The sequence below is a fragment of the Pseudomonas sp. ASL4 genome, from assembly GCF_056680395.1.
The window spans coordinates 2983021-2996571 of the sequence record NZ_CM155280.1; the positions used below are offsets into that span (position 1 = coordinate 2983021).

Below are 13551 nucleotides of genomic sequence, written 5' to 3' on the forward strand. Positions count from 1 at the left end.
GTCTGCCCATGCCATTTTTTGGAGAGGAGACATTCGATGCCCTTCGCAACAATAGACGGACAACCCCTTCACTACACAGATCAAGGCACTGGCCCGGCAGTCCTGCTGGCTGGCAGCTACCTGTGGGACCAGGCCATGTGGGCGCCGCAGATTGCCGCGCTGTCGCAGCAGTATCGGGTGATTGCCCTGGACCTCTGGGGCCACGGTGAGTCCGGACGGCTGCCCGAAGGCACAACGTCACTGGATGACATTGCACGTCAGGCATTGGCGCTGCTCGATCATCTGGACATCGATCGCGTCACCCTGGTCGGGTTGTCGGTCGGTGGCATGTGGGGCGTGCGTTTGGCGCTGTCGGCACCTCAGCGGCTCAACGGCCTGGTGCTGATGGACACTTACGTCGGCGTCGAACCCGAGCCGACTCGCCAATACTATTTTTCGCTGTTCAAACAGATTGAAGACACCGGCGTGATCTCGCCGCAACTACTGGACATCGTGGTGCCGATCTTCTTCCGTCCGGGCATTGATCCGCAGTCGGCGCTGTATCAGCAATTCCGCGCATCGCTGGCGGCGTTGCCCGCTGAACGTCTGCGCGAGGGCATCGTGCCGATGGGGCGGATTACGTTTGGTCGGGATGATCTGTTGCCGCGACTGGCTGAGTTGAATGCTGAAACCACGTTGGTGATGTGTGGTGATCAGGACAAGCCACGGCCGCCATCCGAGGCCCGAGAGATGGCTGAGCTGATTGGTTGCCCGTGTGTGTTGGTGCCGGAGGCGGGACATATCTCCAATCTGGAGAATCCGGGGTTTGTGACGGCGGCGCTGCTGAAGTTTTTGGCTGAGCAACATCAGGTATAGCGTTTAAGAAAAAGATCGTCCGAACGCGGCCCGAACCTTCTGCAGCTCCTACAGGGGTACGCATTCCAATGTAGGAGTTGCCGAAGGTTCGGGCCGCGTTCGGACGATCTTTTGATCTTGCTTACTTCGGCCCGAGAATCGACAACAACTTGTCCGGCGACGGCGCGCCTTGTTGTTGCTGCAACTCGCCCTTGTCATCCATGTAGAAAATCGCCGGGGTCGCTGACAACTCCAGGTCCTCCATCAATTTCATGTTCGCCGCGAGTTTCGCCTGAATCGCCGGTGGCACCTCTTTCAAGGCCTTGAGCGAACTGGCCTTGCCGGATTTCTCGTGTTCCTCCAGGGCTTTGCTTGGGTCCTTGGCGGCCAACAGCGCGGCGGATTTGCCCGGGCTGTCTTCGCGGATAATCCCGACCATGATGTGCCGCAGTTGCACCTTGCCAGCCTTGACCCACGGCCGCGCCTGTTCCCAGAACATATTGCAGTAAGGGCAGTTCGGATCGCTGAACAGGTACACGACGCGCGGTGCGTCCTTGTTGCCGTCGCCGATCCAGTTGCTCGCTTCCATCTTGCCCCAGACTTCCTTGGCCATCGGCGCGTAGACCAGCTTCTGCAGCGGCGCGCTGCTCAGGTCATTGCCGTCAGCGTCGTACAGGTTACCGAGCAGCACGTGCTTGCCATCCGGGGTCAGGTACAGCGCCATGCCGCGGTTCTGGTATTGCGCCGCGTAACCACGCAAACCGTCCGGTGCATCGAACTGGCCGACAATTTTCGCGCCTTTGGCTTCGATCTTTTTGATCGCATCGGGCAGTTCTTCAGCAGCCTGTACCGACGGTAGGTGTAGCAGGGCAGCGCCCAGGGTCAGCGTCAGCAGGTGGCGGAGGCGAGGCATGGTAATTTCCTTGCAGAGGTAGCCGGTGCGGCAGGATTAGGGGTGTCGAAGTTTTCCAGGGCTCGGGCCAGGCTTGCTTGCGACAATTCGCCCAGATGGCTGCCCAGCAGGCGACCGTCGTGGCTATAAAACAGCGTAGTCGGCAAGGCCATGGAGCCGACGGCCTGACCCAGTCGGCCGCTGCCATCGAACAGCACATTGGACAGGCTCAGGCCCTGGGTTTCCAGGAAAGTGCTGACGCTTTGCATGCTTTCGGCCTGGTTGACGAACAGGAAGGTCAGGTCCGGGCGCTGTTGCTGGGCGTTTTCCAGCACCGGCATTTCCCGGCGGCACGGCGGACACCAAGTGGCCCAGAGGTTGATGACCAGCGGGCCACCCTGATAGTCGGCCAGTTGCACGGTTTCGCCGGCGGCATTGCGCAAGGTGATTTCCGGCAGGCGCGTGCCTTGTTCGTAAAGACTCAAGGAGAAGGTCGCCAGCAACCAGAACAGCAGGCCGCTGCCGACACCGAAACCCAGTGGCCGGCGCAAACCCGGTCGGCGCCAACCGCGATACAACGCGGCGAGCACCAGCACGATCACGCCCGGCCAAGCGAGAAAGCCGCCATCGCGCAGGTCGATGATCTGCCACGGATCGTTGCGATACTGCGCCCAGTAGGCGACCACGAAACTGATCCGCGCGCCCAGCATGCCCAGCAAAAACAGGCCGAACAGCACCGACTCGGGGTTATCGCCGCCGCGCTTGGCCACTCGCCAGCCGACAAAGGTGGCCAGCGCCAGGGCACTGATCAGCAGCAGGTGATTAAGCGCGATGGCAAAGGTGCCGAGGGTAAAGGTCAGCATTAACGGGCATCTCGGGTGGTGGTCCAGCGTTGCAGGAAGGTGTCGGCATCGACCTCGCCGGTGATGCGCTGGCTGCGGCGCTCGACGCCGTCGGCACCAATCCACAGCAGGCTAGGCGGCCCCGGCACTTTATAACGGCCGAGCAGTTCGCGGCTGGCGGCATTGTCGGCGGTGACGTCCAGCCGTAGCAAGCGTACATCGCTCAGGGCTTCAAGCACCTGAGGTTTGGCGAAGACCTGTTTTTCCATGACTTTGCACGACACGCACCAGTCGGCGTAATAATCCAGCAACACCCATTGGCCCTGCGCCTGCGCGGCATCCAGTTCCCGTTGCAGTGACGCAGGGTCCTTGATCGTGGTGAACGCATCATGGCCGACCGGGCTGGCGGTATTGCTGGAACTGGAACCGGCATAAACCTGCAACGGCTTGAACAGATCATCGCTGCCGCCCGCTGCACCGATCATCAACAGGCTGCCCCATATACCCAGCAGCAGCGAACTGGCGCCGAACACATGGGCGACGCGACTAAAGCCTTCCGCTTGTTTCCAGGCGCTGTAGGCGGCGATCAACAGCAAGGCGCCGCACAATCCGACCCACAGCGACTCGTCCAGCACCGGGCGCAGCATCAGTAGCGCGGTGGCGAGGAAGAGGAAACCGAACACGCCTTTAAGCAGGTTCATCCAGGCGCCGGGCTTGGGCAGGAAGCGGTTGCCGACGGTCACCAGCAACAACAGCGGCACACCGATGCCGATGCCCATGGCGAACAGAATCAGCCCGCCGTGCAATGCGTTGCCGCTCTGGGCGATGTAGAGCAGGGCACCGGCCAGTGGCGCGGTCATGCACGGACCGACCAACAGACCGGACAAGGCCCCCAGCACGCCGGCCCCGATCAGGCTGCCGCCGCGTTGATTGCGCGAGACGTTTTCCAGCCGATCGCGCACGGCCACCGGCAGTTGCAGCTCAAAGAAGCCGAACATCGGCAGTGCCAACAACACAAACACCGCAGCGAAACTGCCCAGCAACCAGGGATTTTGCAGCAGTGCCTGAAGGTTGGCCCCCAGCAGAGACGCCAAAACGCCCATCGCCGCATACACCAGCGCCATGCAGACCACATAACTGCCGGCCAGCGCGAAACCGCGTTTGGGCGTTGCGCCGCTGCCAACGATCAAACCGCCCAGAATCGGTAGCATCGGCAAGGTGCAGGGGGTGAAGGCCAGCAGCAGACCCAGGCCGAAGAACACCAGCAAACTCCAGCCCAGCGCCCGCTGTTGCAGGTTGCTGGCCAGGGCTTGGTCCGGGGCTTCATTGATAGCGGGCGCGTCGGCAGCGTTGCCCAGGTTCACGACCTGGGTCTGTGGCGGATAACACAGGCCAGCATCGGCACAGCCCTGGAAACCAACCTTGATCTGGCCGGTGGCACCGGCCGGGATCTTCAGTTCCAGACCCTGGCGATAGACCTGCTGCTCACCAAAGAACTCATCGCTATGCGACTCGCCCTCAGGCAGTGCGGGGTGCTGCTGCGGTTCCAGTCCGTCGAATTTCAGACGTTTTTGATACAGGTAATAACCGTCGGCGATTTGCCAGAACAGTTGGGTTTCACCGGATTCAAGGCGTTCGGAGGTAAAGATGAACGCCTGATCGACGGGGAGAAAGTCGGGTTTGGTCTCGAACGGATTGGTGCCAGCCTGGGCCAGACCCGAGATCAAGAGAGCAAAGAGGAAAAACAGTCGACGCATGGGTAGGCCTTATCCCTGTGCAAGTGAGGTGCACAATGGTGGGCGGCGATTAACCGATGATTAACCGCCGCTTGGCTGCCATGGGGACTGGTTGGCGTTCAGTCGCGTAACAGTCCGGGCCAGGTAGAGTCACTGACTTTATACGGGCCATATTCGACTTTGTTTTGCTGGATGTTGTAGGTGATGTACTCGTTACCTGTCAGGAAAATATAGTAATAACTATCGGCAAGTGTTCGATCATTTTGTGCGGCCGTAATGATCCGGTCCTTGTAGGGCTCCAGGCCAGGCCATGTTTTGTTAGTGATGGGTTGAAGCGTCACTTTATGTGCCCAGTCGCCATCGGATTTTGTCGAGGGGGGATACCATTTAAGGAATAGTGAGTTACCGTCGTTCATGAGGAATCGAAACGACAGGTGTGGAGGTGTGGAGTTCTGCCACCAGGTACCCGCGACGATACGATCAAAATAAGGAAGAATCATGTGCCATATCGAATCAGCAATGCGAGAGTTCCCAATTACTTTGTCTTCGTCTTGATAGTAGGTGCAGACCATTGGCGTACCGCCATCGTCATAAAATAGCCAGAGAAAATCCTGATCAAGGCCAAACCTGTCTTCTCGTTGAAAGTTTGTGGTGGTGAACCCAAATCGCAAGTTTTTTGCGTGCATATGAAAATCATGCCAGTTACCGAATCTGATCGGTGCAGGGTATCCATCAGGAACTCCGTTACCGTCGATAACGAATTTTGTATAAGTATTACTGTCTTTGAAAAAGAAGAAGATTTTATCTTTTTTTGCGCGCCAGTCGACGGCGACCACATTTTTTAGTTTGGACATTCTTGATTTCTTTCAATGTTAAGTGATGGTGTTTGGGTTGCGCTTTGACGTGTTTTCAGTCGCGTAATAACCCTGGCCAGGAAGCGTCATCGATGGCAATCGGACCGGCAAGTAGCTGCCTGGAGGGGACGCTGTACCGTAGGTATTCATTATCAGTGAGGAATATATAGTAATAGTTGTGGGCCAACGTCCGGTCGTTCTGCACCGCTGTAATGATTCGATCTTTATAGGGGGCCAGCCCAGACCAGGTTTCACTGATGGTCTCTTGCGTCAATTTATCGATAGCAAGGTTGAGGGTAAGGCAGTTTCCATCGTTCATAAGGAAACGAAAAAGCCGAGGGTGCGGCGATTGTTCCCACCACGTGCCTGCGACGATGCGATCAAAGTAAGGAAGTAATCTATGCCAGATGGAGTCGGCCAGTCGATACACCTTGTTGACCTTGTCAGTGTCCTGGTCGTACTTACAGACCGTGGGAATCCCGTCTTCATAATAGAACAGCCATAAAATGTCGGAATCGAGCTCTAGGTAGTTGGCCGGGCTGATGCCGGTAGTGGCAAACCCAAAACGCAGGTTTTTAAGTTTGGCATCCATATCGCCCCAGTAACCGTTGATGGTCCTTGGGTAGTTCTTGGGGGTTTCGTTATCCCCAAGGTCAAATCGAGTATAGGTATTAGTGTCTTTGAAAAAGAAGTAGAAACGATCTTTGCCTGAGCGCCAGTCAACGGCAACGAAGTTTTTAAGTGTTTTCATGGTTAAGGTGCTTTTTGTGGGTTTGAAGATGCGTTTTTTATACGGGGCTTTTTATAAGAGTGTTAGTGGTATAGTGTTTCAGTTTTAAACGGCAGGCTTGAGTATTAATAATTTTAAGTTGTTTGAGGGGCGTGGCGATGTGGCTTGTTTTCGGTACGCCCGAGGGGGCGAGCAGACGTTGAGCTTCTCGTCTTTCGCCGGGCTTGCCATAATCGGTGCTTAATACTCACCTGCTTGACTCACGTTTTTGCTCATGGAGCACTCATGCACGTACTGGTATGCGAAGACGATGAGCTGATCGCCAGCGGCATTGTCGCCGGCCTCACCGCCCAAGGCCTGACCGTGGAGCACGTCGCCACCGCGTCTGCTGCGCGGGCGATGCTCAAGGTCGCTGAATTCGACGTCATGGTGCTTGACCTCGGCCTGCCGGACGAAGACGGGCTCAAGCTGCTTCAACAGCTGCGCAATAGCGGCCTGGAGATTCCGGTGCTGATCCTCACTGCCCGGGATTCGGTCACTGACCGCGTCGACGGCCTGCAAGCCGGCGCTGACGATTACCTGCTCAAACCCTTCGACCTGCGTGAACTCGCCGCGCGCCTGCACACGCTGTTGCGGCGGGTGGCCGGGCGCAGCGTCAACCTGATCGAACACGGCGCGCTGACATACGATCCAAGCAGCCGCGAAACCATGCTCGGCGGCCAGCCGGTTGACCTGTCGCGCCGCGAGCAATCGCTGTTGCAAGCCCTGTTGCACAACCGTGGCCGAGTGCTGTCCACCGAGCAATTGAAGGACAGCGTCTACGGCTTCAACGATGAACTGGAAAGCAATGCCCTCAATGTCCATATCCATCACCTGCGGCGTAAACTCGGCAATGGCATCGTCGAGACGGTGCGCGGCCTGGGCTATCGCCTGGGGCCGGCGGATGGCGGAGATCAATCGAAGTGATGAGCCTGCGTTTGCGCCTGAGCCTGACCCTCGGCGCCGCGTTTGCGCTGATCTGGGCGCTGGCGGCGGCCTGGATGCTCAGCGACCTGCGAAACCAGATGATGTTTTCCCTCGACCAGCGGCTGGTGGCGTCGGCGCGGATGGTCGCCGGGTTGATGGAGCAACTGCCGGCGCTGCCGACCAAGGGCGAAGGCACTCATTTCAGTGCTGAGCAATTGAATGTCCCCGGTGGCATGGCCTGTCAGGTCAGTTCATTGCGCGGCGAAATCCTCGCCCGTAGTCACACCGACCCGCAACAAAAACTGGAAGCCGAGAAAATGGGCTTCCACGATCAGATGATTGATGGCGCGCCGTGGCGCAGTTTTACCCTGGCGCGCGGTGATCTGCGGATCACCACGGCGGATCGGCAGATCGAGCGCGAGGCGCTGAACATGTCGATCCTGCTGGCCGCGTCGGTGCCAGTCGGCGTGGCGTTGCTCGGTTGTCTGTGCCTGCTCTGGCTGGGCATCGGCCAGGGGTTGGCGCCGCTCAATCGCATGCGCGATGCTTTGATGCGCCGCAGTGCCGATTCCCTTGAACCGTTGCTGATCCAGCCGCTGCCCAGTGAGCTGCAACCGTTGCTGGATACCCAGAACCAGCTGTTCCAGCGTATCGGCAGGACCATCGAGCGTGAACGACGCCTGACCGGGGATGCGGCCCACGAGTTGCGCAGCCCGCTCACCGCGATCAAGACCCACCTGCAAGTGGCGCGCATGACCGACGGCGCAGCCCGGGATCAATCCCTGGCTCGGGCCGAGGAGGGCGCCGACCGTCTGCACCGCACCCTTGAACAATTGCTGTTGCTGGCGCGGGTCGAGGGCAGTCTGTCGTTCGATGACGGCGTTCAGTGCAGCGCCGAGCAAGTGGCAAAACTGGCGATTCAGGATGCCGCCAGTGGTGATCGCCAACGCATCAAGTTTCAGGTGCCGACGAAAGTCTCGGCCGCCCCGGTGCAAATGCCCGCGGTGCTGTCGATTGCTGCGTTGCGCAACTTGCTGGACAACGCTTTGCGTCATACGCCGAGCGACGGTGCCGTGGAGTTGAGCCTTGAAACCACCGATAACCGTGTGCGGTTCGTGGTGCGCGACCATGGGCCGGGAATTGCTGAGGCTGATCTTCAGCACCTGACCCAGCGCTTCTGGCGCAATGGCCAGAGCACCGGTTGCGGCCTCGGACTGGCGATTGTTCAGGCGATTGTTCAGCGTTGCGCCTGCACCTTGCGTTTCGACAGTCGCCCGGACGGGTTGCGGGTCGAGCTGACCATGCCGTTGCAACCGGCCTGACCAACACCACCAATCCCCTCGGGGATCGGTGTTGAACATCAAATGTAACTTCTCTCCATTGGCTTTCCTGCCCGCGCTAGCGCTATCGTCCCCGGCAGCTTTGACTCAATGGATTGAGGTAACAGCGCCATGGATGCACCCCTGCACATCAGCAAGGCAACGCCCGCCGACGCCGGCATTATCAGCCGGATCGTCGAACGCTCGATCCGGGTCGGTTGCGCGCTCGACCACCGCAACGACGCAAAAATCGTCGCCGCCTGGACCCACAACAAAACCGCCGAACACATCCACACCTGGCTCACCAACCCACGGTTGTACCTCAATATCGCCTTACTTCAGGACAAACCCATTGGCGTCGCCATGGCCGCGCTCAGCGGCCAGGTCGCGTTCTGCTACGTGCAACCGGAATGGTTTCGTCGTGGCGCCGGGCAGGCCTTGATTCACGACCTGGAAGCCTGGTTGCTCGGTCAGGGCTTGCGTCAGTCGCGACTCAACAGCACTCGCACCAGCGAAGCCTTTTATCGGCGCCAGGGTTATCGCGCCAGCGCCGAAATCTTCAGCGTGGCGGGGCTGCAAGCCATCCCGATGCATAAAGCGCTGGCGCCACCTTCATAGAAAGCTGATCGCAGGTCTAAATCCTCAAGCCCCCGATGCGTTTCCAGAACAGGAAAACCTGCAAGTGCGCCCCGTGACCGGAACGCGCACCTGCCCGGTGTGCAGTTTTGGTCACTATCTACAGCGTATTGAGGGGTCGAGAGATGTCAGTCGCTACCAGCCTTATCGAAGATCAGCCGGCCCGGGTTGCCCCGACGCCTGCCGAGACGCTTTACCAGTTCAACGAATCGCCATTACTGGCCCGTCAGAGCCAGCAGGAATCGAATGCCCGCAGCTACCCGCGACGGATTCCCCTGGCGCTCAAACGCGCCAAGGGCATTTATGTCGATGACGTCGAGGGCCGTCGCTTTATCGATTGCCTGGCAGGCGCCGGGACGCTGGCGCTGGGGCATAACCATCCGGTGGTGATCGAAGCGATCCAGCAAGTGCTGACCGATGAGTTGCCGCTGCACACCCTCGACCTGACCACGCCGGTCAAGGATCAATTCGTCCAGGACCTGTTCGGCCTGCTACCGCCGGCCCTGGCCGCTGAAGCAAAAATCCAGTTCTGCGGCCCGACCGGCACCGACGCCGTGGAAGCGGCGCTGAAACTGGTGCGCACCGCCACCGGGCGCAGCACCGTGTTGTCGTTTCAGGGCGGTTACCACGGCATGAGTCAGGGCGCGCTGAGCCTGATGGGCAGCCTGGGGCCGAAAAAGCCCTTGGGCGCGTTGCTCAGCAATGGCGTGCAATTCATGCCGTACCCTTACGACTACCGCTGCCCGTTCGGGCTCGGCGGTGCGCAAGGGGTTCAGGTCAACCTCAACTACCTGGAAAACCTGCTCAACGACCCCGAGGCCGGCGTGCAATTGCCCGCGGCGGTGATCGTTGAAGTGGTGCAGGGTGAGGGCGGGGTGATCCCGGCGGATCTCGACTGGCTGCGCGGCTTGCGGCGCATCACCGAGCAGGCGGGCGTGGCGCTGATCGTCGATGAAATCCAGAGCGGTTTTGCCCGCACCGGCAAGATGTTTGCCTTTGAACATGCCGGGATCATTCCGGACGTGGTGGTGCTGTCCAAGGCCATCGGCGGCAGTCTGCCGTTGGCGGTGGTGGTTTATCGCGACTGGCTCGACACCTGGTTGCCGGGTGCTCACGCCGGGACCTTCCGTGGCAATCAGATGGCCATGGCCGCGGGTTCGGCGGTGATGCGTTATCTGGTCGAAAACAACGTGTGTACGCACGCTGCGGCCATGGGCGAACGCTTGAGCGAACACCTGCGCATCCTGCAGCGGGACTTCCCGCAATTGGGCGATATCCGCGGTCGCGGCTTGATGCTTGGCGTCGAGCTGGTCGACCCGACGGGCACACCGGACGTGCAAGGTCATCCACCGGCGTTCGGTCGCCTGGCACCGCTGGTTCAGCGTGAATGCCTCAAACGCGGCTTGATCCTCGAACTGGGCGGCCGGTATGGCGCGGTGGTGCGCTTCCTGCCGCCACTGGTGATCACTGCTGCGGAAATCGACCAGGTCGCGGAGATTTTTGGCCGGGCGTTGGCGGCAGCAATTGCCAGCCTCTAAATTTTTCAGCGACTCGAACGTTCCTTCTACATACCGGCTGTACACGCAGTGCAGCCCACCCCTATAGCGATGGAGACATAGCATGACGTCAGTATTCGACCGCGAGGACATCCTCTTTCAGGTCGTGGTCAACCACGAAGAGCAATACTCGATCTGGCCCGACTACAAAGCCGTACCCCAAGGCTGGCGCACCGTGGGCAAGAGCGGCCTGAAAAAGGAATGCCTGGCCTACATCGAAGAAACCTGGACCGACATGCGTCCACTGAGCTTGCGGCAGAAGATGGAAGAACAGGCGGCTGTGGCTCAGTAAGTCACGGTGTAATAAAAAGCCCGTTGAACCGATAAGGTCAACGGGCTTTTTATTGGCCTGGAATTTGTGTTGCCTGTCAGGACGTCTTCGCGAGCAAGCCCGCTCCCACATTGGAATTTCGTCGTGCCGTAGATCCAATGTGGGAGCGAGGCTTGCCCGCGAAGAACGATAACGCGGTCCAACTGACGTTACGCCCCGCTCAACCCCTTGATCACCAAATCCACATTCCCCTCCAATTCGACCACCGGATCTTGCGCATCGGTACTCAACACCACCAACCGACTCCCTGCCTCGCTAATCACCGCTTTCAACGCCTGCGAAGGCTGACGATGATGCAACACCACCGCCACACTATAGGCCTTGAGTGTCGCGCCCAATTGCTTCAGCGCTTCAGGCGTCCACTCGGCATCCGGCCGCGTATCAAGGCCGACCAGTTCCAGGTTGAGCCCGCCGATCAGGTAGCCAAAGTGATCGCTCAGGCTCATCACCGTGAGGTTGTCAGCGCTGGCCAGCCGCGCTTCGCTATCGGCGCTGAGCTTGAGCAGACGTTGCTTGAGTGCCGCCAGGTTCGCTTCGATCTTCGGCTTGGCCTCAGGCGCCAGGCGCACCAGGTCCGCGGCCATCACGTCCGCCATGCGCCCCATGTTGTTGCTCGCCAGCCATGGCTGACTGTTCAAGCCGTCGACCTTGTTGCCCGGCTGCACGGCGATACCGGGCAGGGCGCCGTCTACTGGGCGGGCGGCGTCGATTTCAATGATGCGGATATTGCTGCGGCGGGCATTCGGGTACAGCGGATCGTCCGGCCACAGTGAGCGCAGGCCAATGACTGCGTCGGCATCGGTCGCTAGCTTGCTCAGTTCTGGCGCGCCACGGCCGGTGAAATACGCGGTCTGGCGCGAGCCAGGCAGGTTGGCCGGTGCGGCGCGCTGAATGGCAACATCGGTGCCTTCCAGCAGCACCGAGCCCAGGCCATAAGTCACCGGCAACGACGCGAGGACCAGGACTTTGTGCGCCGATGAAGAGGCGAAGAGCGGCGTATTGCCGACACCGTGATTGGCCACCAGGCGCATCGGTTCGAAGTTGTCGTCCGCGAACGCGTGCGGTGCGGTCAGCCCGCATAGGGCTATGGCCAGGGTTAATTGACGCAGAGAAAATGACATTTATCCGAGATTCCCTTTCAGACTTGGGACGACGCCGCGCGCAATGGCGGACAGGGCGAAAGCAATACCGGCGACCAGAATGATCGCGGCGCCGGACGGGATCGGCAGGTCGAAGACTATCGGCGCCAGGATGCCGCACAGCGTGCTGACCGTGGCGATCAGCACCGAGCACCAGAAGAACCCCTTCAGCGACTGACTGAGCAACCGCGCGGCCGCCGCCGGAATCACCAGCAAAGCACCGACCAGAATCGCGCCGATGACTTTCACCGCGGCGACGGTGATCAGCGTCACCAGAATCACGAACAGGTAATCCAGGGTCTTCACCGCCACGCCGCGCACCGCCGCCAGTTGCGGGTTGAAGCTGGCAAGCATGATGCGGTTGTACAGCGGCAGGGCGAGGGCCATGACCAGCGAACCGACAATCGCCAACACCAACAGGTCGTTACCGTTGACCGTCAGCACCGAACCGAACAGCACGTTTTCGAGGATATGCACATTGATCTTGCCCGCCAGAATCAACAGCAGGCTGGCGCCCAGCGCCAACGACACCGAGAGGAACACCCCGATCAGCGTATCCGGGGCCAGACCAGTGCGGTTTCGCAGGTAATTAAGCAGGATGCCGAACAGCAAACAGTAACCAAACAAGCTGCCATACGGCCCGGTGTAGGGTTCGCCAAGCAGAATCCCGATGGCCACGCCGGTCAGCGCCGCGTGGCCCACCGCTTCGGAGAAAAACGCAAAGCGCTTAACCACTACCAGCGTGCCTAACCCGCCCAGTACCGGGCCGATCAACAGGCCGGCGATCAGCGCGTTAACCACAAATCCATAAGCCAGCGCTTCCGGCAGATAACCCGAAGAGGCCCAGCCCTGGACCATCAAACGAAAGGCTTCATAACTCATCAGGCAGCGCTCCGTGGATGGGTCGAGAACAGGGTCAGCAGATGCTCCGGTGTCAGTGCCTGTTTCGGCGTCGCGTCAAACAGCACCCGGCGATTCAGCCCGGTAACCCGATCGGCCAAGCGTGCAACCGCTTCCAGGTCATGCTCGATCCACAGCACGGTGATGCCGCTTTGGCGCCAGTCACCCAGCAGTCGTTCGAACACCTGAATCCCGGCTTCATCCAGCGCTGACATCGGTTCGTCGAGCACCAACAAGTTCGGCGCCGGGATCAGGCCTTGGGCGAGCAACACTCGCTGACGTTCACCACCGGACAGCGCGCCCATGCGGCGCTTGCGTTTGTCCTGCATGCCGACCCGTTCCAGCGCTTCGCCAATCTCCGCTGCGTAGTGCTTGCTCAAACCGAGAAACGCCGGACGCCGCTGACACATCGCGGCCATGAAATCGTCGACGGTCATCGGCAAGCCCCGGTCGAACTCCAGCGCTTGCGGGACGTAACCGATGGTGCCGGGATCGCCGGGCCATTGCAGACTCAAGCGACCCTGATGCGGCATCTGCCCGAGCAGGGTCTTGATCAGCGAACTTTTGCCACCGCCGTTCGGGCCGACCAGTGCATGCACGCTGCCGGGCTGAACGGTGAAGGTGACTTGATCGAGGATCGTGGTGCGCCCCAGCGTCAGACTGACCTCCGCGAAATCCAGAGTCGGCCCCGAAACCTGTGGGAGCGGGCTTGCTCGCGAAAGCGGTTCATCATTCAACATTGATGTGGACTGACCCACCGCCTTCGCGAGCAAGCCCGCTCCCACAGGGGATTCGGGGTTGGTCGAACTGATGGTT

At 59.9% G+C, this 13551-nt stretch carries 14 protein-coding genes; 6 read left to right on the forward strand and 8 right to left on the reverse strand.

From position 1 onward, the window contains the following. Window positions 1-36 precede the first annotated feature (36 nt). On the forward strand, window positions 37-855 hold the full coding sequence (locus tag AC1MEW_RS13530) for an alpha/beta fold hydrolase (protein WP_480426637.1): 819 nt from the start codon (window positions 37-39) through the stop codon (window positions 853-855). A 121-nt stretch (window positions 856-976) separates the two neighbouring features. Here the strand turns inward: AC1MEW_RS13530 and dsbG are convergent, their stop codons facing one another. The 5 genes from dsbG to AC1MEW_RS13555 all read right to left on the reverse strand — a co-directional run bounded on the left by dsbG (window position 977) and on the right by AC1MEW_RS13555 (window position 5909). Continuing rightward, window positions 977-1747 carry a thiol:disulfide interchange protein DsbG gene (gene dsbG, locus AC1MEW_RS13535; protein WP_201205412.1) on the reverse strand — a complete coding sequence of 257 codons (771 nt, stop codon included), beginning with the start codon at window positions 1745-1747 and terminating at the stop codon, window positions 977-979. Further along, window positions 1723-2589 carry a TlpA disulfide reductase family protein gene (locus AC1MEW_RS13540; RefSeq protein WP_201205411.1) on the reverse strand — a complete coding sequence of 289 codons (867 nt, stop codon included), beginning with the start codon at window positions 2587-2589 and terminating at the stop codon, window positions 1723-1725. Before AC1MEW_RS13540 ends, dsbG begins: the two co-directional genes overlap by 25 nt. Further along, window positions 2589-4325, reverse strand: a complete 1737-nt coding sequence (dsbD, locus tag AC1MEW_RS13545) for a protein-disulfide reductase DsbD (RefSeq protein ID WP_201255324.1) — start codon at window positions 4323-4325, stop codon at window positions 2589-2591. The genes AC1MEW_RS13540 and dsbD overlap by 1 nt, the downstream gene beginning before the upstream one ends. 98 nt (window positions 4326-4423) lie before the next feature. Continuing rightward, entirely contained in the window at window positions 4424-5158 is a 735-nt protein-coding gene (locus tag AC1MEW_RS13550) for a hypothetical protein (RefSeq protein WP_480426638.1), read from the reverse strand. Between the two features lie 55 nt (window positions 5159-5213). Then, a complete protein-coding gene (locus tag AC1MEW_RS13555; protein ID WP_480426639.1) occupies window positions 5214-5909 on the reverse strand; it encodes a hypothetical protein in 696 nt (231 codons plus the stop codon). 264 nt (window positions 5910-6173) lie between these two features. Between AC1MEW_RS13555 and AC1MEW_RS13560 the strand changes: the two genes are divergently transcribed. From AC1MEW_RS13560 to AC1MEW_RS13580, 5 genes are all read left to right on the forward strand, one after another. Further along, window positions 6174-6854 (forward strand): response regulator, encoded by a 681-nt coding sequence (locus tag AC1MEW_RS13560; protein WP_201205408.1) that lies wholly within the window; start codon window positions 6174-6176, stop codon window positions 6852-6854. Then, complete coding sequence (locus tag AC1MEW_RS13565; RefSeq protein ID WP_322269210.1) at window positions 6851-8176, forward strand: ATP-binding protein; 1326 nt, start codon at window positions 6851-6853, stop codon at window positions 8174-8176. The genes AC1MEW_RS13560 and AC1MEW_RS13565 overlap by 4 nt, the downstream gene beginning before the upstream one ends. Window positions 8177-8305: 129 nt before the next feature. Continuing rightward, a complete protein-coding gene (locus AC1MEW_RS13570; RefSeq protein WP_322269209.1) occupies window positions 8306-8791 on the forward strand; it encodes a GNAT family N-acetyltransferase in 486 nt (161 codons plus the stop codon). Between the two features lie 143 nt (window positions 8792-8934). After that, on the forward strand, window positions 8935-10347 hold the full coding sequence (locus tag AC1MEW_RS13575; RefSeq protein WP_322269208.1) for an aspartate aminotransferase family protein: 1413 nt from the start codon (window positions 8935-8937) through the stop codon (window positions 10345-10347). 82 nt (window positions 10348-10429) lie between these two features. Beyond that, window positions 10430-10657 carry an MbtH family protein gene (locus AC1MEW_RS13580; RefSeq protein WP_201191179.1) on the forward strand — a complete coding sequence of 76 codons (228 nt, stop codon included), beginning with the start codon at window positions 10430-10432 and terminating at the stop codon, window positions 10655-10657. A 188-nt stretch (window positions 10658-10845) separates the two neighbouring features. On the opposite strand, the gene AC1MEW_RS13585 is transcribed toward AC1MEW_RS13580, so the two are convergent. The 3 genes from AC1MEW_RS13585 to AC1MEW_RS13595 are packed head-to-tail and all read right to left on the reverse strand — an operon-like array spanning window position 10846 to window position 13475. After that, complete coding sequence (locus AC1MEW_RS13585) at window positions 10846-11817, reverse strand: metal ABC transporter substrate-binding protein (protein ID WP_480426640.1); 972 nt, start codon at window positions 11815-11817, stop codon at window positions 10846-10848. Beyond that, window positions 11818-12717 carry a metal ABC transporter permease gene (locus AC1MEW_RS13590; protein WP_201205395.1) on the reverse strand — a complete coding sequence of 300 codons (900 nt, stop codon included), beginning with the start codon at window positions 12715-12717 and terminating at the stop codon, window positions 11818-11820. It abuts the gene before it with no gap. Continuing rightward, a complete protein-coding gene (locus AC1MEW_RS13595; protein ID WP_480427229.1) occupies window positions 12717-13475 on the reverse strand; it encodes a metal ABC transporter ATP-binding protein in 759 nt (252 codons plus the stop codon). The genes AC1MEW_RS13590 and AC1MEW_RS13595 overlap by 1 nt, the downstream gene beginning before the upstream one ends. Window positions 13476-13551 lie beyond the last annotated feature (76 nt).